Here is a 20,668-nt window from a genome sequence, read left to right as displayed (position 1 = left end):
ATTGATAATTATTATCACCTGCACTATTGTGGCTGCGATTTTAATTTTGGAGCCATTACTGGGTTGAATCATGACAACGGAATCCTCGTTGATCGGTGCTGAAGAGGGCCATCAGCACACACTGACAAACTATCATCAGGTTGTGCGCCGCCGCCTGTTCTGGCTGGGCGCGCTGCTGACAGCAATACTCGCCTCACTCATTCTCGATTTTACGCTCGGTCCGGCAGGGCTTTCTTTATCCGTGCTGTGGCACACACTGCTGTCTCCCGAGAGCGTTGATGCGGGTACACGCGTGATCGTCTGGGATATCCGCTTACCCTATGCATTAATGGCCATTGTTGTCGGCCTGGCGCTCGGCCTGGCCGGGGCGGAAATGCAAACCATCCTGAATAATCCCCTTGCCAGCCCCTTCACGCTGGGCGTGTCCTCTGCGGCCGCGTTTGGTGCCGCGCTGGCCATTATTCTGGGCGTGGGTATTCCCGGTATTTCCGGACAGTGGTTTATTTCAGCTAACGCGTTTCTGTTTGCCCTGTTCGCCGCATTAATGCTGGACGGGATTACACGCTGGACCCAGGTGTCCTCGTCAGGTGTGGTGCTGTTTGGTATCGCCCTGGTGTTTACCTTCAATGCACTGGTTTCGATGATGCAGTTTATCGCCAGTGAAGATACGCTGCAGGGACTGGTGTTCTGGACCATGGGCAGCCTGGCGCGCGCGTCCTGGGAAAAACTGGGCGTACTGAGTGCAGCCTTTGCGGTGCTGGTTCCTTTCTCCATGCTCAGTAGCTGGAAGCTCACCGCGCTGCGGCTGGGGGAAGACAGGGCGATCAGTTTTGGTATCGATGTGCGTCGCTTGCGCCTGGCGACTCTGCTGCGTATCAGCGTGCTTTCCGCACTGGCGGTGGCTTTCGTTGGCCCCATTGGCTTTATTGGCCTGGTCGCACCCCATATTGCACGCATTATGTTTGGTGAAGATCATCGCTTTTATTTGCCTGCCAGCGCACTTACCGGTGCACTGGTGCTGTCGCTGGCTTCCGTGGCGTCGAAGAACCTGATCCCTGGCGCGATCATTCCGGTCGGCATTGTCACTTCGCTGATTGGTGTGCCGTTCTTCCTGAGTATTATTCTGCGCCATCGGGGGAATGTGTGATGGAACAAGGTTTAAGCCTGGGCGGTTTCACCACCGGTTACCCTAAACGTCGGGTGATTGAAAACCTGAATGTCGCGCGTTTGCCGCGTGGCGAGATTACGGTATTGCTTGGACCGAACGGCTGCGGCAAATCAACGCTGCTGCGTGCACTGGCCGGGCTGAATAAAGGGCAGGGCGAACTGTGGCTAAACGGGGAAGACCTGATGACTCAGCCTTTCGCGCGCCGTGCCAGGCAGGTGGTTTATCTACCCCAATCCCTGCCGGCGGGTGTTCACCTGCACGTGCTGGAGTCCATTATTGTGGCGCAGCGTGCCTCTAGTGGATTACACAGTGCCGCCAGCGAAGCGGACGTGATGGTGCTGCTGGAGCAGTTGGGCATCGCTCATCTGGCCATGCGTTATCTCGACCAGCTGTCTGGCGGACAAAAACAGTTGGTTGGCCTGGCGCAGTCGCTTATTCGTCGGCCTGCGCTGCTGCTGTTGGATGAACCGCTCAGCGCGCTGGATTTAAATTACCAGTTCCACGTGATGGATTTGGTCCGGCGCGAAACCGCGCTGCGCAATATGGTTACGGTGGTGGTGGTGCACGACATCAATATCGCCTTGCGCCACGCTCAGCATGCGTTGATGCTCAAAGAGGGCAAACTCATTGCTGAAGGCGCGCCGGATCACGTCATCACACCCGCGACGCTGGCGCAGGTTTACGGCGTGCAGGGCCGCATTGAGCACTGTTCGCGAGGAACACCGCAGGTCATGATTGACGGGCTGGTCCAGGAAGGGCTGGCGTAGAATCAGGGGATTGCTCAGGCAATCCCCTTTTTTATATCACCCTACCAACAGGTGTTGCGCATGGAAGCGCAGGTGATCTTCGACAAAACTGGCAATGAAGAAGTAACTGTGATCGTAGCCAGGCTGGATACGCAGTGTTAATGGAAAGCCCATCTCCTGGGCAATCGCTTCTAAGCGCTCCGGCTGGAGTTGATCGGCCAGGAACTGATCGCTGTCGCCCTGATCGATCAACAACGGCAGGCGATGCTGAACGTTATGCATCAACTGACAGCTGTCATACGCGCGCCAGGCCTGGCGATCTTCTCCCAGATAGGCCGTGAATGCTTTCTGACCCCAGGGAACGTCGCACGGGTTGACGATAGGCGCAAACGCCGAGGCAGACGCAAAGCGATTGCCCAGACGTAATGCCAGCATCAGTGCGCCATGTCCGCCCATGGAGTGCCCCATGATTGACTGACGTTCACTGACTTTAAAGTTATCGGCGACCACTGCGGGCAGCTCTTCACTGAGGTAGTCGAACATACGATAGTGGCTTGCCCAGGGTTGTTGCGTGGCATTAAGGTAAAAGCCCGCGCCCTGACCCAGATCATAGCCCTCGTCATTGGCGACCTGCTCACCGCGTGGGCTGGTATCTGGCATGATTAACACCAGACCCAGCTCGGCGGCAACACGCTGTGCGCCTGCCTTGGTGGTGAAGTTTTCATCATTGCAGGTCAGCCCCGCCAGAAACCACACCACCGGCGGTGGGGACTCACCGCGCGGGCCTGGCAAATAGATACTGAACGTCATCGGGCAGTTCAGCACCTGTGACTGATGACGCCAGCGCTGCTGCCAGCCGCCAAAAATTCGATGCTCTTCCAGCAGCTCCAGAGTAGATGTCATAGCGCCCCCGATTACTTATTAAAATGCACGACGGAGCGGATCGATTTTCCATCATGCATTAAATCAAAGGCGTCATTAATCTCTTCCAGCGGCATGGTGTGCGTGATGAAATCATTCAGGGCAAATTTGCCGTCCAGATAATCCTGCACAATACCAGGCAACTGTGAGCGGCCTTTTACGCCACCAAAGGCAGAGCCACGCCAGACACGACCAGTAACCAGTTGGAACGGACGCGTCGAAATTTCCTGACCCGCACCCGCTACCCCAATGATCACCGACTCACCCCAGCCTTTATGACAGCACTCAAGGGCAGAGCGCATGACGTTGACGTTACCGATACATTCAAATGAGAAATCCACCCCGCCGTCGGTGAGTTCAACAATCACATCCTGAATGGGTTTGTCATAATCTTTCGGGTTAATCAGATCGGTCGCGCCCAGCTTACGGGCCAGATCGAACTTGCTGGTGTTGATATCAATACCAATAATGCGACCGGCTTTGGCCATTTTCGCGCCGATGATTGCAGACAGTCCAATACCGCCCAGACCAAAGATGGCAACGGTATCGCCTTCTTTAACCTTAGCCGTATTCATCACCGCACCCATGCCGGTGGTCACACCGCAGCCCAGCAGGCACACTTCTTCCAGCGGGGCTTCTTTACTGATTTTTGCCAGGGAGATTTCAGGCACGACAGTGTATTCAGAGAAGGTGGAGGTACCCATGTAGTGGAAAATGGGCTTGCCGTCTTTGAAGAAACGCGTAGTACCGTCAGGCATCAGACCTTTGCCTTGCGTGGTACGAATGGCCTGACACAGGTTGGTTTTACCGGACAGGCAGAACTTACATTTGCCGCATTCTGGCGTGTAAAGCGGGATCACGTGATCGCCCACTTCAACGCTGGTCACGCCTTCGCCCACCGCTTCAACAACGCCACCGCCTTCGTGACCCAGAATGGCCGGAAACACGCCTTCGGGATCGCTGCCAGACAGCGTGTAAGCATCGGTATGACAGACGCCGGTCGCAACGATACGCACCAGCACTTCCCCTTTCTGCGGCGGCATTAAATCCACTTCTTCGATTTTCAGCGGTTCGCCTGCGGCCCAGGCTACGGCGGCGCGGGTTTTGATCATGTTCATGCAATCCCTCTTACAGTCAGATTGTGACGCGACATGGCGTCTGGATGGTCGTGATAAGTTAAAAATAGCGCGGAAACACTATTCCGCTGCGTGCAATGGATGCATCAGCTCATCATTGAGCGGACGATCGTGAAATTGTTCGATAATAAGGTACTTCAGCGCCTCAACGTTGGGCGTGAAGGCATCGCGTCGCCACATCAGCCAGGTGGCGGTGTCGCGGTATTCAGCCGGAAGGCTGTGTACCTGCACACGGGCGCGGTCTGGCATCTGTTTCAGGACCGACGCCGGTATCATGGCAACGCCAGCACCGCCCGCCACGCAGGCCAGCATGGCGTGATAGGACTGAATCTCCATCACCGTGTTAGGTGCCGCCTGACTGTCGCGATACCATGCTTCAAGTTTAACCCGGTAGGAGCAGCTGTTACGAAACGCAAACAAGGTATCCTCCTGGGTGTCCCGTGCGCAGGTCACCGGGATATGGTCAAGGTCGGTGATTAAAACCATTTCCTCGCGAAAGGCAATGCAGCCATTGAGATCGTCGTGTTGAACCGGCCCATCGACCAGGGCTGCCGCCAGGGTGCCTTCGCGCACCCGATCGATAATTTCTCCCGAGGTGCCGGTGATCAGCGATAAGGCGACCGCAGGAAAACGTTGATGGTAGGCAGCAAGAAGGCCGGGCAGGCGCGTCGCCGCCGTGCTCTCCATGGAGCCAAGCGCGAAGTTACCGCCAGGCTTACCCGCCCGGGTCATACTTAATGCTTCATCACTCAACGCCAGAATACGCTGTGCGTAATTAAGGAAATTATGGCCCATAGGCGATAACCGGATGCGTTGTTTTTCGCGAATAAACAGATCCACCCCCAATTCCTCTTCCAACTGGCGCAGGCGCGTGGTGAGATTGGACGGTACCCGATGCAAGTGTTCTGCCGCACGGGCCAGGGAACCGCTCTCTGCCACGGAACAGAACATACGTAACTGAACTAAATCCATAGTGTTCTCTTACCGTAAACAAGTTGCTTAAGATTATTCACTTTTTGTGAGTTTAAGCATCGTTCATGCTATAAGCAAGTTTCAACGCAAAAACTGAGGTACCAGATGGCGTTTCGCGTGGCGATAAGTGCATTTTTAACCTTGTTTGTGGCTATGGGAATAGGGCGCTTTACCTTTACCCCCCAGGTGCCCTTGATGATCCAGGAACATCAGTTAACCCTCACCAGCGCCAGTCTGGTGGCGGCGTTAAACTACCTGGGTTATCTGTGTGGATCTTTTGATGCCATGCGCGCGCACCAACGCGTTGAGCTGCGTCTGCAACTGGGAATATGGGGCACCGTTGTACTGACGGCGTTGTCAGCACTGGCTGACGGGCCTGGATGGCATGGGGTGATCCGCTTTGTTATTGGTTGGGCCAGCGGCTGGGCGATGGTGCTGGTCGCGGCGTGGAGCAACGAGCAGCTGCACCACCATGGCCGTCCCGGCCTGTCGGCAGCGGTGTTTGCCGGGCCGGGCGCAGGCATTTTTGTCAGCGGCCTGTTGGCCGTGGCGCTACACAGTTTACAGGTCAGTGCAGCACTGGCCTGGTCGGTTTATGCAGCGCTGGCAGCGGTACTGGTCGCGCTTATCAGCCGCAACCTGCCGCGCGCGGGTGAACTGCATCGGCCCGAACAGGCCCCGCAACCGCTGGTTCTGACCCGCAACCTGAAGCGACTGGTTCTGAGTTACAGTCTGGCCGGCTTTGGCTATATTTTGCCAGCAACCTTTCTTTCACAGATGGCGGCGGCGCGTTTCCCTGGCAGTGCCACGGCCCAGTTCGTCTGGCCGGTATTCGGCGGGGCGGCAGTTGTGGGTATTGTGTTAGGCATTGCCACTCGCCGGACAGGCAGCAGCCATGCCCGCTTAGCCGTGGTGCTGTGGGCGCAGGCGTTGGGCGTGCTGGCGGCGGCGCTGCTCCCTGGATTCAGCGGCCTGCTAACAGGCGCGCTGCTGGTCGGCGGGGGCTTTCTGTGCGTGGTGCAGCTGTCGCTGCTCTGCGCCCGTGAGCTGGCACCGCAACATATGCGTTACATGGCCGGGCTGCTGACAACCGGATATGCGATTGGGCAGTTAGCAGGGCCGATGCTTTCCTCGCTTTCAACGCTGTTCTTACATCGCCTGGAGCCTGCCTTGTGGGGCGCCGGTGCCAGCCTGATATGGGCAGGGTTGCTGGTCTGGCGACGGGCAGCATGAAAAGCTTTCATCCCCAATCAGATTGATTGCTGGATTACCTGCACAGAAAGTTTCACAATACGCGCTCAGTAATATGACCCGCTGGCAACAAACGGCGGGCGCAACACCTGCCGGAGAAGAGTAAGATGAGTACCTTAAGTCAGGAAGCTGCACTGGTCCACGAAGCGCTGCTGGCGCGTGGACTGGAAACGCCGCTGCGTGCACCCACGCGTGAAATAGACGATGAAACGCGTAAGAGCCTGATTGCAGGCCATATGACGGAAATCATGCAGCTGCTGAATCTGGATCTTGAAGATGACAGCCTGATGGAAACCCCGCACCGCATCGCCAAAATGTATGTCGATGAGGTCTTTTCCGGTCTCGATTATGCCAACTTCCCCAAAATCACCCTCATTGAAAACAAGATGAAAGTGGATGAGATGGTCACGGTTCGCGACATTACGCTGACCAGCACCTGCGAACATCACTTTGTGATTATCGATGGGAAAGCGACGGTTGCCTACATCCCCAAAGATAAAGTGATTGGCTTATCAAAGATCAACCGTATCGTACAGTTTTTCGCACAGCGGCCTCAGGTGCAGGAGCGTTTAACCCAGCAGGTCCTGCTGGCGCTGCAGACGCTGTTGGGCACCAACAACGTTGCCGTCTCGATTGATGCCGTTCACTATTGTGTCAAAGCGCGCGGCGTGAAGGATGCAACCAGCGCGACCACGACGACCTCGCTGGGCGGCCTGTTTAAATCCAGCCAAAACACCCGTCAGGAATTTCTGCGCGCGGTACGTCATAACTAAAGCTGACAGGCGGGCGCGGCTGTCGTCTGCCTGATACTTCAGGATTCCACATGCAACGCTACCTCGTGCTGGATTTCATTCGGGGCTGTGCCATTCTCGGCATTCTGGTGTTAAACATTATTGGCTTTGGTTTACCTTCCGCCGCGTATCTCAATCCCGCCTGGCAAGGCAGCGTCACGCTCTCTGATGCCTGGACATGGGCCATTTCCGACATCTTTGCCCAGCTCAAATTCCTGACGCTTTTCGCTCTGCTGTTTGGCGCAGGACTGCAAATGCAGCTGTCACGCGGCAGTCGCTGGCTGAGTGCCCGTTTATCCTTGTTAGTGGTGCTGGGATTTATTCACAGTGTCTTTATCTGGGAAGGGGATATTTTACTGGATTACGGCATTATCGGGCTGATCACCTGGCGTATGTTGCGTGATGTACCTTCAACGCGGGGGCTCATTAACACGGGCGTCCTGCTCTATCTAATGGGATGTGCCGTATTGCTGGTGTTCGGGCTTATCTCCAGCCCTGAACCTTCGCCATCGTGGCTGCCGGGTGCCGCCGGGATTCAGTATGAACAGTTCTGGAAGCTGACGGGCGGCCTCGCGGCCGTGCAGATTCGTCTGGACCACCTTTCCTCAGGCCTGATGGCGCTGGTGGCGCAGTATGGCTGGCAACTGGCCGGATTGATGATGCTGGGTGCTGCTCTGGTGCGCTGTGGCTGGCTGAAAGGCGCCTTTCCGGTGCACCACTACCGGCGCGTAGCCGCAATGTTATTGCCGTTGGGGTTACTGATCGCTACTGTCGGTGTTGCCGCACAGTGGTGGGTCGACTGGGATTACCGCTGGAGCGCTTTTTTTCTGCAACTGCCGCGTGACCTGGCCAGTCCATTGATCAGTCTTGGCTATGTCGCATTATGTTTCGGCTTTTGGCCTTCTCTCCAACGCTGGCGGCTGAGCTATGCCATCCGCTGCGTGGGCAGGATGGCGCTCAGCAACTATCTGTTGCAATCCCTGATATGCACCACGCTGTTTTACCGCTTCGGTTTATTTATGCATTTCTCACGGCTACAGCTGGTTATGCTGGTACCGGCCATCTGGTGCGTTAACCTGCTGTTTTCTGTGCTGTGGTTGCGCTATTTCCCGCAGGGCCCAATGGAATGGGGCTGGCGTCGTCTGACGCAGATTACGGCAGGCACCTCATCCACTTCCCCTTCTGAAAGATAATGACCGCCATCACAAAGGTTACAGAATTGTATGTAACCGTTTTCATTGATGTGACGTAATTCACGCTGCACGCTCTTCTTCCCTGACAAAATAGCGCCGGTGTTGTAACTGGCATAATGCCTTATCTCTCTGGAAGTGCTGCATGATAACGATTCGTGATGTTGCGCGTCAGGCCGGTGTGTCGGTCGCTACCGTTTCGCGCGTACTAAATAACAGCAGCGCGGTCACCGCTGAAACACGTGATGTGGTGTTACAGGCGGTTGACGCTCTGGGCTATCGCCCAAATGCCAATGCACAGGCGCTGGCAACCCAGGTGAGCGATACCATCGGGGTGGTCGTCATGGATGTGTCCGATCCCTTTTTTGGCGCGCTGGTCAAGGCGGTAGACACGGTGGCACAGCGCGTACATAAACATGTTCTGATCAGTAACTCCTGGCACCATGAAGAGAAAGAGCGTCATGCGATTGAGGTACTGATTCGCCAACGCTGCAATGCGCTGGTGGTGCACGCGAAAACGCTTTCAGACGCGGAACTGGCTGATTTTATGAGCCAGGTGCCCGGTATGGTGGTGATTAACCGTAGCGTGCCGGGTTTTGAGCACCGTTGCGTCAGCCTTGATAATGTAACAGGCGCATTGATGGCCTCAAGAATGCTGCTGCAACAGGGCCATTGCCGCATTGGCTATCTGTGTTCCAGCCATCCTATCGAAGATGTCGCGCAGCGGCGGGAAGGCTGGCTGCAGGCAATGGCAGAGCAGGGGATTCGCCCGCAGGAAAGCTGGATTGCCAGCGCGGAGCCTGATATGCAGGGGGGGGAAGCGGCAATGGTGGAACTCCTGGGCCGTAATCTCAACCTCAGTGCCATCTTCACCTACAACGACAGCATGGCGGCGGGGGCCCTCACGGCCTTAAAAGACAACGGTATTCAGGTGCCCCAGCATTTCTCAGTGGTGGGCTTCGATGATATCCCGATTTCACGTTATACCGATCCTCAACTGACCACGGTCCGTTATCCTATTGTTTCTATGGCGAAACTTGCCACTGAGCTGGCGCTTCAGGGCGCGGCGGGCTGTATCGACAGCAGTGCAAAACACATCTTTATGCCGACGCTGGTACGCCGCCACTCGGTGGCGCAAAAGCAAATTGTGGAGTCCGTCACTAATTCAGGCGATTCAGCGATGTAACCGTTTTCAATCTGTGATTGTATTCACAGTTAATTAACATTGCTCTCACTATGATGGCAGCGTCTAACAGTACTGAAACATTATGTAACGCCACTCTCTTCATGAGGGGGCCGACCGGGCGTCGGTTTACATGGTTCATGACACGCACTATGGATGCATTGCCTACACGGAAGTCACGGAAGTCGAGTTTTGCATGGCACAGCAGGGGCTCCGCCTGATAAAGCGCATCCTGCCTCGCCGAATAATTCTACCTGATGTTCTGACGCCTTCTGGGCGGCTGAACAAAAAAAGACCCTGCAAAAAAAACCGGAGATACCATGAATAAGAAGGTTTTCACGCTCACAGCACTGGTTGCCAGCATGATGTTTGGTGCAACTGCTCATGCCGCTGACACACGCATCGGCGTGACCATTTACAAATACGACGACAACTTTATGTCGATGGTTCGTAAAGATATCGAGAAAGAAGCCAATACACTGGGCGGCATTCAGCTGCTGATGAATGACTCACAGAACGATCAATCCAAACAGAACGATCAAATTGACGTGCTGATGGCAAAAGGCGTGAAAGCGTTAGCCATTAACCTGGTTGACCCGGCTGCGGCGGCCGTTGTCGTGCAAAAAGCCCGTGCTAACGATATTCCCGTGGTGTTCTTCAATAAAGAGCCTAACGCTAAAGTGCTGGCCGGCTATGACAAAGCGTACTACGTGGGTACCGACTCTAAAGAGTCAGGCGTGATTCAGGGCAAACTGATTGAGAAGCACTGGAAAGCGACCCCAGCATGGGACCTGAATAAAGATGGCGTGATCCAGTATGTTCTGCTGAAAGGCGAGCCGGGCCATCCTGATGCAGAAGCACGTACCAAATATGTTATCGACACGCTGAACAAAGACGGCCTGAAAACCCAGAAGTTAGCAATGGATACGGCTATGTGGGATACCGCTCAGGCGAAGGATAAGATGGACGCATGGCTGTCTGGTCCAAACGCTAAGAAAATTGAAGTGGTTATCGCTAACAACGATGCAATGGCAATGGGCGCAGTTGAAGCACTGAAAGCGCACAACATGTCTTCCATTCCGGTATTCGGTGTGGATGCGTTGCCTGAAGCGCTGGCGCTGGTTAAGTCAGGCGCAATGGCGGGTACCGTGCTGAATGACGCGGAAAACCAGGCGAAAGCGACCATTGATATGGCGAAAAACCTTGCAGATGGCAAACCGGCTACGGCAGGCACCAACTTCAAGATGGTTGATAAGATCGTCCGCGTACCTTATGTACCGGTCGATCAAGAAAACCTGTCTCAGTTCCAGAAATAAGTTTTTGCAGATGGGCGCGGCAGCTGCTGCGCCTTTTTTATGTCATCACCGTTTTTTAGCCAGGTAAATTATGGCCAGTGATAATACGACCGCGCAGCGCGAATATCTGCTGGAAATGACCGACGTCAGTAAATCATTTCCCGGCGTGAAAGCTCTCGATAACGTTAATTTAAAAGTGCGGCCTCACTCCGTTCATGCACTGATGGGTGAAAACGGCGCTGGTAAATCGACGTTGTTAAAGTGCTTGTTTGGTATCTATAAAAAAGATACCGGCAGTATTCTTTTTCAAGGGCAGGAAATTGATTATAAAAGCTCCAAAGAAGCGCTGGAAAACGGCGTATCAATGGTGCATCAGGAATTAAATCTGGTATTGCAACGCACCGTGATGGACAACATGTGGCTTGGGCGTTATCCACGCAAAGGCTTCTTTGTCGATCAGGACAAAATGTACCGTGATACCAAAGCGATTTTTGACGAGCTGGATATCAATATCGATCCTCGTGATAAAGTCGCCCATCTCTCTGTCTCGCAAATGCAGATGATTGAGATTGCTAAAGCGTTTTCCTATGACGCAAAAATCGTGATCATGGATGAACCGACTTCCTCCTTAACGGAAAAAGAAGTTAATCATCTGTTCACGATTATCCGTAAGCTGAAAGATCGCGGCTGCGGTATTGTTTATATCTCGCATAAGATGGAAGAGATCTTCCAGCTGTGCGATGAAATTACCATCCTGCGTGATGGTCAGTGGATTACGACTCAGCCGCTTGAAGGGCTGGATATGGATAAGATCATCTCCATGATGGTCGGACGTTCACTGAGCCAGCGCTTCCCGGATCGTATCAACGTCCCGGGAGAAACCATTCTTGAGGTGCGTAATCTGACCTCACTGCGTCAGCCTTCTATTCGTGATATTTCGTTTGATTTGCGTAAAGGGGAGATACTCGGCATTGCCGGGTTAGTAGGTGCAAAACGTACTGATATCGTTGAAACGCTGTTTGGCATTCGCGAAAAATCAGGCGGCACCATTAAACTGCATGGTAAAACGATTAACAATCATACGGCCAATGAAGCCATTAACCACGGCTTTGCACTGGTGACGGAAGAGCGTCGTTCTACCGGTATTTATGCTTTTTTGGATATTGGCTTTAATTCTCTTATATCCAATATCAAAAAATATAAGAACAGTATTGGCCTGCTGGATAATAAACGCATGAAAAGCGATACCCAATGGGTGATCGATTCCATGCGGGTAAAAACCCCTGGGCATCATACGCAAATTGGTTCACTTTCTGGTGGTAACCAACAGAAAGTGATTATTGGACGCTGGTTGCTGACTCAGCCCGAAATATTAATGCTCGATGAACCGACGCGCGGGATTGATGTGGGTGCCAAATTCGAGATTTACCAGTTGATGGCGGAGCTGGCAAAGAAAGAAAAGGGCATCATTATTATCTCTTCCGAAATGCCAGAGCTGTTAGGCATCACCGATCGTATTCTGGTAATGAGTAACGGTCTGGTAGCCGGCATTGTTGATACGAAAACTACCACGCAGAACGAAATATTGCGTTTAGCGTCATTACACCTTTAATGAAGTAAGGGCTGTTAACATGAAAGCGACTACAAAAAAGAATGCGCTAACCTGGCTTAAAGAGGGCGGCATTTATGTCGTACTGCTGGTACTACTGGCTATTATTATTTTCCAGGACCCGACATTTTTAAGTTTAATGAACCTGAGTAACATTCTCACCCAGTCCTCGGTGCGTATTATTATCGCATTGGGCGTCGCCGGGCTGATTGTGACCCAGGGTACGGACCTGTCAGCAGGCCGTCAGGTGGGACTGGCGGCGGTTGTCGCGGCAACGCTGCTGCAGTCGATGGATAACGTCAATAAAGTGTTTCCACACATGGAAACCGTACCGATCCCAGTGGTTATTCTGATCGTCTGTGCAATTGGTGCAGTGATTGGGCTGGTTAACGGGATTATTATTGCCTATCTCAAAGTGACGCCGTTTATTACCACGCTCGGCACCATGATTATCGTTTACGGTATTAACTCCCTGTATTACGACTTTGTGGGTGCGTCACCTATCGCAGGTTTTTATGACGGCTTCTCAACCTTTACTCAGGGGTTCCTGCGTTTCGGTGATTTCAAGCTGTCGTACATCACGTTCTATGCGCTGGTTGCCATCGTTTTCGTCTGGATTCTGTGGAATAAAACCCGCTTTGGTAAAAACATTTTTGCCATCGGGGGCAACCCGGAAGCGGCGAAAGTCTCAGGCGTCAATGTTAACCTGAACCTGATTTTAATTTATGCCTTGTCCGGTGTGTTCTATGCCTTCGGCGGCATGCTGGAAGCGGGCCGTATCGGCTCAGCCACCAACAACCTCGGCTTTATGTATGAGTTAGATGCAATAGCAGCCTGCGTTGTCGGCGGGGTCTCCTTCGCCGGTGGTGTGGGTACCGTTGCGGGCGTGGTGACCGGTGTACTGATCTTTACCGTTATCAACTACGGTTTGACCTACATCGGTGTGAACCCTTACTGGCAGTACATCATCAAGGGCGGCATCATTATCTTTGCAGTGGCGCTCGACTCGCTGAAGTATTCGCGTAAAAAATAACAGCAGTGGCAATCATACAAGCGGCCTCCGGGCCGCTTTTTTTGGGGCCGTGCAAATGCGCGTTCGTCAGCTGGTCTTTAGGCCGGGCACGGCCTTAATATCATCAGTTCATCAGCTAAAATCGCAAACCCGCAAACCCGCAAACCCGCAAACCCGCAAACCCAGAAATCCGTAACTCGATAAGTGCATAAACTGGCCAGTGAAGAACAGTCTCCTGCACGTCTGTTCGCCTTCAGCCCTCGACGGGCGCTGGATGCGATATTGCCTTTTCGTATGATTTCTAACATTGAGAGTAGAACGGCAGAACGGCAGAACGGCAGGATGAAAAGATGGCAGGGCAGGAAGCGCCGTGCGAAGTCTCGTCAGCCCTTTCAGTTAAGGAAAAGCAGCACTGAGCTGGCGGGATAACTAACGGCGTTTCTGTTCGAGTTCCAGCAGTTGTTCCGGGGTCACGGCCGGATAGCTTTGTGCATCTTCAGGTATCTCATGCACGGCAGGGATCGGTACCAGCGGGCCAAGGAAACGTGGTTCGCGCTTCAGCAAAAACAGATCCGCCAGCGCGCCAAGACGTGCACCCACTTCACGCATCCGCACGCTGAGCATATTTTTAGGGGACGGCACTGCGTAGCACTGAGCCTGAATGCCGAGATGTAAGGCGATAAACAGTGCCCGCTCGCAGTGAAAGCGCTGGGTGATGATAATAAAGTCATTGGTATCAAATACCTTGCGCGTGCGCACTATCGAATCCAGGGTACGGAAGCCGGCATAGTCCAGCACGATATCAGCAGGATCGACACCGCCTTTGATCAAATCGCGCCGCATTGTCATCGGTTCATTGTAGCTTTGCTGTGCATTGTCACCGCTCAACAGCAGGTAGTTAACCTTACCGCTGTTATAGGCGTTGAGCGCGCCCTGCATTCGGTAGAGGTAATACTGATTAATCACACCTGTGCGGTAATATTTCGCCGTCCCCAGCACGACGCCCACTTGTCGATGGGGGAGCGATGCGAGGTTGTCATAAATATAAGGTGCCGTTTTCCAGCTGATCCAGCGATCAAGGCCGAACGCCGTCGCCACCATCGTTAAGATGATGAAAAGCAGAGCAATGAAAACGCGTTTCAGCATGCGCCTGAGCACTCGAGATCAGAAGTTTTGGTGGGACAAGGCTACTTGAGCTACACCTGCTAAGCAAGTTTACCCCGTTTGGCTGGTGTAAATTTGAGCTGCGCTGAATCAATGCCGACCCAGCGCAGCAATTTTTAGATCGAGGTACGGCGATAATGGCGGTATTGAGGTAGCCAGAAATTGTTCGCGATGGACTGTGACAGCACGTCTTCTGAGGTCACCACTGCCACGCCAGCCAGCTGCGCGGCTTTACCCACTTCCATGGCGATAATCTTCGACACACCCTGAATATCTTTGATTTCAGGCAGTACCGGCCCTTCACCGTCGTTCACCAGCGGTGAGCAATCCGCCAGCGCACGGCTGGCTGTCATCAGCATGGTATCGGTGACACGGGACGCGCCAGAGGCGATCACACCCAAACCGATACCCGGGAAGATGTACGAGTTGTTGCACTGCGCAATCGGGTAGGTTTTGCCGTTCCAGGAAACCGGTGAGAACGGGCTACCGGTGGCCACCAGCGCTGCACCATCGGTCCAGGCGATAATGTCTGCTGGGGTGGCTTCAACGCGCGAGGTTGGGTTAGAAAGCGGCATCACAATAGGACGTTTGCAGTGCTTATGCATCTCACGGATGATCTCTTCCGTGAACAGGCCAGGCTGACCTGACACACCGATTAAAATGTCGGGCTGTGCATTACGCACAACGTCCAGCAGGGAGATAGCGTCGCTTGACGTATCCCAGTCTTTAAGATTGTCGCTTTTCTGCACCAGCCTGCTCTGGAAATCCAGCAGGTTAGGCAGTTTGTCGGTCAGCAGACCAAAGCGATCCACCATCATAACGCGACTACGTGCTTCGTCGTCGCTCAGACCTTCCGACTTCATCTGAGCAACAATCTGCTCAGCAATACCACAACCGGCGGAACCTGCGCCCAGGAAGACGACCTTCTGCTCGCACAGGCGGCTTCCGGCAGCGCGACTTGCGGCAATCAGGGTGCCGACGGTCACGGCAGCGGTGCCCTGAATGTCGTCATTGAAGCAGCACACTTCATCACGGTAGCGCTCCAGCAGCGGCATCGCGTTTTTCTGTGCAAAGTCTTCAAACTGCAACAGCACTTTCGGCCAGCGGCGTTTAACGGCCTGAATGAATTCATTGACAAAGGCGTCATATTCTTCACCGGTGATACGTGGATGACGCCATCCCATATACAAGGGATCGTTCAGCAGTTGCTGGTTATTGGTACCCACATCCAGCACAACGGGCAGCGTGTAAGCCGGGCTGATACCGCCACATGCGGTGTACAGTGACAACTTCCCAATTGGAATGCCCATACCGCCAATGCCCTGATCGCCCAGGCCAAGGATGCGCTCACCGTCAGTGACCACAATCACTTTTACGTTCTGCTTGGTGGCGTTTTGCAGCATGTCTTCGATATGTGCACGATTGGGGTAGGAGATGAATACGCCGCGTGCGCGACGATAGATTTCCGAGAAATGTTCGCAGGCGGCACCGACGGTTGGGGTATAAATTATCGGCATCATCTCTTCAAGATGGTTGTCCAGCAGGCGGTAAAACAGCGTTTCGTTGGTGTCCTGAATGTTGCGCAGGTAAACGTGTTTATCGTTATTGTTTTTAAAGTCCTGAAACTGACGCCATGCGCGTTTTGCCTGCTCTTCGATGGATTCTACTGCTTCAGGCAGTAAGCCATTGAGATTGAACTCATTGCGCTCTTCGATGCTGAAGGCGCTGCCTTTATTCAGCAGCGGAAATTCCAGCAAAATAGGGCCAGCATAGGGAATATATAGCGGGCGTTTACTTTCGTATTCGAGTTCCATGCAGTCATGCTCCGGTTGCAAGTTTTCCTGGCGCAATAATCAAAGAGTAGGGTGGACGCCAGTTTTATTGTGATGACGAAGGCCTGGCGCCAGATCCTATGAAATTTCTCGCCGATGTACAGCTTTTGTAAATAAAAGATTTAGAAACTGTTTAAAACCGTGCCGCACATTACGCTTTTGCAAGGGGCACCTGCGTCAGTTGATCGCAACCCAACGCGCGTAATGTCGCCTGAGTAGCCGAAAACTGATCCAGAGCAGGCTGGTGCGTCTGGGCCAGTGCGGCGGCCTGGATATCGTGACAGGACTCACCTGCCATGTTCAGTAAAATCAGTGCGGCCTGCAGCGGCGGCAGGCTGGGATTGAACGCCGCGTTTTCTGCATAGCGTCCGCTAAAAATACGGCCTGAGACGGTCTGTAACGCGACACCGCTAAACGCCCGGCTGTAAGGTGCATGAGAGCGATTGGCCGCCTTAACCGCGGCCTGAGCCAGCGCATCGCCCGTTACTACGTAGCCCTGGTCCACATCATCCATCAGGCGTTCCATAATCTGCAGATCACCCGGGCCAAATGCATCGGGCAGGTAATGCGCCAGCGTCTGTACGTCGCGCTGCGGCAGGCTGATGCGAATGTCTGTACCGCTGTTGAGTTCGTTCATGAACTGGCGACAGTGACCGCAAGGCGTGTAATTGACAGTGATGCTTTCAAGGCGCGATTCGCCACGCAGCCAGGCGTGGGTGATGGCGCTTTGCTCCGCATGAACGGTTTGCTGCATGGTCGCACCGGTAAACTCCATATTGGCACCAAAATACCAGTTACCGCTCACGCCACGCGCGATAGCACCGACGTTAAACTGCGACAGCGTCGCCACCGCGCAGGCGGCGGCGACCGGCAGCAGCGCCAGCGCCAGGGCATCTGCATCCAGTTTGGTTTGCGCCTGCAACAGGGTGACCTGCTCGGCCCGCAGCATCGCGTCAAATCCCGGCTCGCTCAGCACCGGGCGAAGCGCGGTTTGCAGTGTAGCGGGAAGTCCTTCAACGGCAGAGTGGAAACGTGGATGCATGGAAGCCTCATTCAATCATCAGAGCGGTATGCCAGACATCGGTTTATATGTGATCTCCGTCGCTCTGACAATGCAACTTGTCTTACAGTTTTCAACTTTGCGAGATCTATCCCAAAGTTTTAGCCAAACCAGTGCAGCAACAGCGGGAAAACAAAGGGAGCCAGTAACGAGGTGATGATGCCGCAAATCACCAATGCCAGCGAACTAAAGGCGCCTTCCTGAAAATCAATTTCCGCCGCCCGAGCCGTTCCCAGTGCATGAGAGGCATTACCAATCGCCAGGCCGCGTGCCGCTTTGCTCTTCACGCCTAACAGATTCAGTAGCATATGACCAAATACGGCACCCAGCACGCCCGCGATCAACACACAAATCGCGCTAATCGCAGGAATGCCGTGCAGAGATTGGGAGACCGCCATGGCAATCGGGGTGGTCACCGATTTTGGCAAAATCGTGGCGGCGATTTCTGGGGTTGCGCCCATCCACAGCGCAATGGCGGTGCCCGAAATCATTGCCGTCAGGCTACCAATCACGCACACGCCGATAATGGATTTCCAGCGGGCACGGATTTGATGCATCTGTTCATACAGCGGCAGCGCCAGGGCCACCACCGCGGGTTGCAGCAGCTGATTCAGCACCTCGCTGCCAGCGAAATAACGGGCATAGGGCATATGCAGTAACAGCAGGAGGGGAATAATCACGGCCATGGAAACCAGTAGCGGATTCAGCAACGATATCTTCAGCCTTGCCGCCAGCTTGCGCGCCAGTAAAAACGCCCCGACAGTGAGTGGCAACGACCACCAAATATCACTCATCGTTAACCTCTTTGGCCGTAGGTCGTGAATGCAGTTTATGGGCACTTAACCCCACAATGGCAAGGACAGCGAAGGTACTGACAAGGCAGGAGACGACAACAGGACCGAATTGCGCGGTGAGGATATCGGTGTAATTCATGACGCCCACGCTGACGGGCACAAACAGCAGCGCCATGTAGCAGATAATCAGATGACAACCCGGCTTGACCCAACGCACGGGCAGGATTTGCGACGCAAGCAGCGCAAACATAATAAGCATGCCGATGATGCTGCCGGGCAGGGTGATGGGCAGCAGCAGGGCTATGCCGTTTCCTGCATATAAGCAAAGATAAATAATGATAAAAGCGCGCAGATAACGCCAACTCATCGTTAGCACGGTGTGCATGACAGGCTCCTGTTTTTAACGGGTTTTATCATACGTACTAACGGCCAGGCCTGCCAGCAATCAGCCGTGTGGCTGAAGCACCATCCCCGGCGGTAAACCGCAGAGGATGGCCAGAGGACTATTTCACCGGCATGCCAGGTACGGCACCGCTGTCTACGGACAGGACAAACAGATCTTTGCCACCGGGGCCGGCAGACAGCACCATGCCTTCCGACACGCCAAACCGCATTTTACGCGGCGCAAGGTTGGCCACGATGATGGTCATCTTGCCGACCAGCACGGCGGGATCGGGATAGGCCGCACGAATGCCTGAGAAAATCTGGCGCTTCTCACCGCCCAGATCCAGCTCAAGACGCAGCAGTTTGTCCGACCCTTCGACTAATTCCGCTTTCTCAATCAGCGCGACGCGCATATCCACTTTGGCAAAATCGTCGATGGTAATGGTATCGCCAATGGGCGCATCCGCCAGTGGGCCGGTTACCGCCGGTTTATTGGCTTCTGCCGCATCCACTTTTGATGCCTCAATCAGGCCTTCGACCTTCGCCATTTCAATACGGCCATAAAGCGCCTTAAATGGCGCGACCTGATGATTCAGCAGCGGCTGTTGAATCCCATCCCATTGCAGTTCGCTGTTCAGGAACGCTTCAGCACGTTCGGTCAGCGATGGCAGCACCGGTTTCAGCCAGGTCATCAGGATGCGGAACAGGTTGATGCCCATTGAGCAAATGGCCTGCAGGTCTGCATCACGGCCTTCCTGCTTCGCCACCACCCAGGGTGCCTGCTCATCAACATAGCGATTCGCCAAATCGGCCAGCGCCATGATTTCACGAATGGCCCGGCTGAATTCACGGCTCGCCCAGGCTTCACCAATCTTCTCTGATGCGTCCAGGAAGGTTTGATACAGGGCGGGATCGGCCAGTTCCGCTGACAGCTTGCCGTCAAAACGTTTAGTGATGAAACCGGCATTACGCGAGGCAAGGTTGACCACTTTGTTGACGATATCGGCGTTGACGCGCTGGACAAAATCTTCCAGGTTCAGGTCAATATCATCGATACGTGAAGAGAGCTTCGCCGCGTAGTAGTAGCGCAGGCTGTCGGCATCCAGATGCTGTAACCAGGTGCTGGCTTTGATAAAGGTCCCGCGTGACTTCGACATTTTTGCGCCATTGACGGTCACGTAACCATGCACAAACAGGTTATTCGGTTTACGGAAACCGCTGCCTTCCAGCATGGCCGGCCAGAACAGACTGTGGAAGTAGACAATGTCTTTACCGATGAAGTGATACAGCTCCGTGGTTGAATCCTGCTGCCAGAATTCGTCGAAGTTGATATCGCCACGCTTGTCACACAGGTTTTTAAACGATCCCATGTAGCCGATAGGTGCATCCAGCCAGACGTAGAAATATTTGCCCGGCGCGCCTGGGATTTCAAAGCCAAAGTAGGGCGCATCACGGGAGATATCCCACTGCTGCAGTCCCGACTCAAACCACTCCTGCATTTTGTTTGCGACCTGCTCTTGCAGTGCACCAGAACGCGTCCAGGCACGCAGCATTTCGCTGAACGACGGCAGATCAAAGAAGAAGTGTTCAGAGTCACGCAGGACCGGCGTCGCACCGGAAACCACGGATTTCGGGTCGATCAGCTCAGTCGGGCTGTAGGTCGCGCTGCACACTTCACAGTTATCACCGTATTGATCGGGTGACTTACATTTCGGGCAGGTGCCTTTGACGAAACGGTCCGGCAGGAACATGCCTTTTTCCGGATCGTACAGCTGAGAAATCGTGCGGTTTTTAATAAAACCGTTCTCTTTCAGGCGACCATAAATGAGCCCGGCAAGCTCACGGTTTTCATCGCCATGCGTAGAGTGATAATTGTCATAGCTGATATTGAAACCGGCGAAATCTGTTTCATGCTCGTGTTTCATTTCAGCAATCATCTGCTCCGGCGCAATACCAAGCTGCTGCGCTTTCAGCATGATCGGTGTGCCGTGAGCGTCATCGGCGCAGATGAAGTAAACCTGATTGCCACGCATTCGCTGATAACGCACCCAAATGTCCGCCTGGATATGCTCGAGCATGTGACCGAGATGAATTGAGCCGTTTGCGTAAGGCAGGGCGCAGGTTACCAGAATTTTTTTAGCGACTTGAGTCATAGTTTGC

The 20,668-nt window shown here is 53.9% G+C and carries 18 protein-coding genes; 9 read left to right on the top strand and 9 right to left on the bottom strand.

The genetic code is table 11. The annotated features are described in order from the left end of the window. The first annotated feature begins 70 nt into the window (after positions 1-70). Both NR177_RS04820 and NR177_RS04815 read left to right on the top strand, forming a co-directional pair. The gene (locus NR177_RS04820; protein WP_156506681.1) at positions 71-1,147 is read left to right on the top strand and encodes an iron ABC transporter permease; all 1,077 of its coding nucleotides are present in this window, start codon (positions 71-73) and stop codon (positions 1,145-1,147) included. Further along, positions 1,147-1,935 carry an ABC transporter ATP-binding protein gene (locus NR177_RS04815; protein ID WP_145394161.1) on the top strand — a complete coding sequence of 263 codons (789 nt, stop codon included), beginning with the start codon at positions 1,147-1,149 and terminating at the stop codon, positions 1,933-1,935. The genes NR177_RS04820 and NR177_RS04815 overlap by 1 nt, the downstream gene beginning before the upstream one ends. 36 nt (positions 1,936-1,971) lie before the next feature. On the opposite strand, the gene fghA is transcribed toward NR177_RS04815, so the two are convergent. From fghA to NR177_RS04800, 3 genes are all read right to left on the bottom strand, one after another. Continuing rightward, entirely contained in the window at positions 1,972-2,817 is an 846-nt protein-coding gene (gene fghA, locus NR177_RS04810; protein WP_096010841.1) for an S-formylglutathione hydrolase, read from the bottom strand. An 11-nt stretch (positions 2,818-2,828) separates the two neighbouring features. Next, a complete protein-coding gene (locus NR177_RS04805) occupies positions 2,829-3,953 on the bottom strand; it encodes an S-(hydroxymethyl)glutathione dehydrogenase/class III alcohol dehydrogenase (RefSeq protein ID WP_063880215.1) in 1,125 nt (374 codons plus the stop codon). Positions 3,954-4,031: 78 nt separating this feature from the next. Then, the gene (locus tag NR177_RS04800; RefSeq protein ID WP_063880214.1) at positions 4,032-4,943 is read right to left on the bottom strand and encodes a LysR family transcriptional regulator; all 912 of its coding nucleotides are present in this window, start codon (positions 4,941-4,943) and stop codon (positions 4,032-4,034) included. Between the two features lie 105 nt (positions 4,944-5,048). On the opposite strand from NR177_RS04800, the gene NR177_RS04795 reads away from it, so the two are divergent. The 7 genes from NR177_RS04795 to mglC all read left to right on the top strand — a co-directional run bounded on the left by NR177_RS04795 (position 5,049) and on the right by mglC (position 13,295). Then, positions 5,049-6,176 carry a YbfB/YjiJ family MFS transporter gene (locus tag NR177_RS04795; protein WP_256852390.1) on the top strand — a complete coding sequence of 376 codons (1,128 nt, stop codon included), beginning with the start codon at positions 5,049-5,051 and terminating at the stop codon, positions 6,174-6,176. A gap of 125 nt (positions 6,177-6,301) precedes the next feature. Next, positions 6,302-6,967 (top strand): GTP cyclohydrolase I FolE, encoded by a 666-nt coding sequence (gene folE / locus NR177_RS04790; protein WP_014594111.1) that lies wholly within the window; start codon positions 6,302-6,304, stop codon positions 6,965-6,967. 50 nt (positions 6,968-7,017) lie between these two features. Continuing rightward, on the top strand, positions 7,018-8,178 hold the full coding sequence (yeiB, locus tag NR177_RS04785) for a DUF418 domain-containing protein YeiB (protein ID WP_256852389.1): 1,161 nt from the start codon (positions 7,018-7,020) through the stop codon (positions 8,176-8,178). Between the two features lie 142 nt (positions 8,179-8,320). After that, positions 8,321-9,361: an HTH-type transcriptional regulator GalS gene (galS, locus tag NR177_RS04780; RefSeq protein ID WP_109717372.1), complete on the top strand. Its 1,041-nt coding sequence runs from the start codon at positions 8,321-8,323 to the stop codon at positions 9,359-9,361. A gap of 317 nt (positions 9,362-9,678) precedes the next feature. Then, entirely contained in the window at positions 9,679-10,674 is a 996-nt protein-coding gene (gene mglB / locus NR177_RS04775) for a galactose/glucose ABC transporter substrate-binding protein MglB (RefSeq protein ID WP_063881216.1), read from the top strand. 70 nt (positions 10,675-10,744) lie between these two features. After that, positions 10,745-12,265, top strand: a complete 1,521-nt coding sequence (gene mglA / locus NR177_RS04770) for a galactose/methyl galactoside ABC transporter ATP-binding protein MglA (RefSeq protein ID WP_063880209.1) — start codon at positions 10,745-10,747, stop codon at positions 12,263-12,265. 19 nt (positions 12,266-12,284) lie between these two features. Beyond that, entirely contained in the window at positions 12,285-13,295 is a 1,011-nt protein-coding gene (gene mglC, locus NR177_RS04765) for a galactose/methyl galactoside ABC transporter permease MglC (protein ID WP_063880208.1), read from the top strand. 408 nt (positions 13,296-13,703) lie between these two features. Here the strand turns inward: mglC and sanA are convergent, their stop codons facing one another. The 6 genes from sanA to metG all read right to left on the bottom strand — a co-directional run bounded on the left by sanA (position 13,704) and on the right by metG (position 20,661). Further along, the gene (gene sanA, locus NR177_RS04760; RefSeq protein WP_063880207.1) at positions 13,704-14,420 is read right to left on the bottom strand and encodes an outer membrane permeability protein SanA; all 717 of its coding nucleotides are present in this window, start codon (positions 14,418-14,420) and stop codon (positions 13,704-13,706) included. A gap of 134 nt (positions 14,421-14,554) precedes the next feature. Next, positions 14,555-16,252, bottom strand: a complete 1,698-nt coding sequence (locus NR177_RS04755) for an NAD-dependent malic enzyme (RefSeq protein WP_063880206.1) — start codon at positions 16,250-16,252, stop codon at positions 14,555-14,557. Positions 16,253-16,421: 169 nt separating this feature from the next. Further along, a complete protein-coding gene (gene cdd / locus NR177_RS04750) occupies positions 16,422-17,312 on the bottom strand; it encodes a cytidine deaminase (protein WP_109717370.1) in 891 nt (296 codons plus the stop codon). A gap of 119 nt (positions 17,313-17,431) precedes the next feature. Beyond that, complete coding sequence (locus tag NR177_RS04745; protein ID WP_063880204.1) at positions 17,432-18,124, bottom strand: CidB/LrgB family autolysis modulator; 693 nt, start codon at positions 18,122-18,124, stop codon at positions 17,432-17,434. Continuing rightward, positions 18,117-18,509: a CidA/LrgA family protein gene (locus NR177_RS04740; protein ID WP_256852388.1), complete on the bottom strand. Its 393-nt coding sequence runs from the start codon at positions 18,507-18,509 to the stop codon at positions 18,117-18,119. The genes NR177_RS04745 and NR177_RS04740 overlap by 8 nt, the downstream gene beginning before the upstream one ends. A gap of 118 nt (positions 18,510-18,627) precedes the next feature. Then, positions 18,628-20,661 (bottom strand): methionine--tRNA ligase, encoded by a 2,034-nt coding sequence (gene metG / locus NR177_RS04735; protein ID WP_096010833.1) that lies wholly within the window; start codon positions 20,659-20,661, stop codon positions 18,628-18,630. Positions 20,662-20,668 lie beyond the last annotated feature (7 nt).

The organism is Pantoea sp. Fr+CA_20 (genome assembly GCF_024520835.1).
Taxonomy (GTDB): Bacteria; Pseudomonadota; Gammaproteobacteria; order Enterobacterales; family Enterobacteriaceae; genus Pantoea; species Pantoea allii.
The sequence above is the reverse complement of the archived record's forward strand: the minus strand, read 5'-3'. Positions and strand labels throughout refer to the sequence as shown.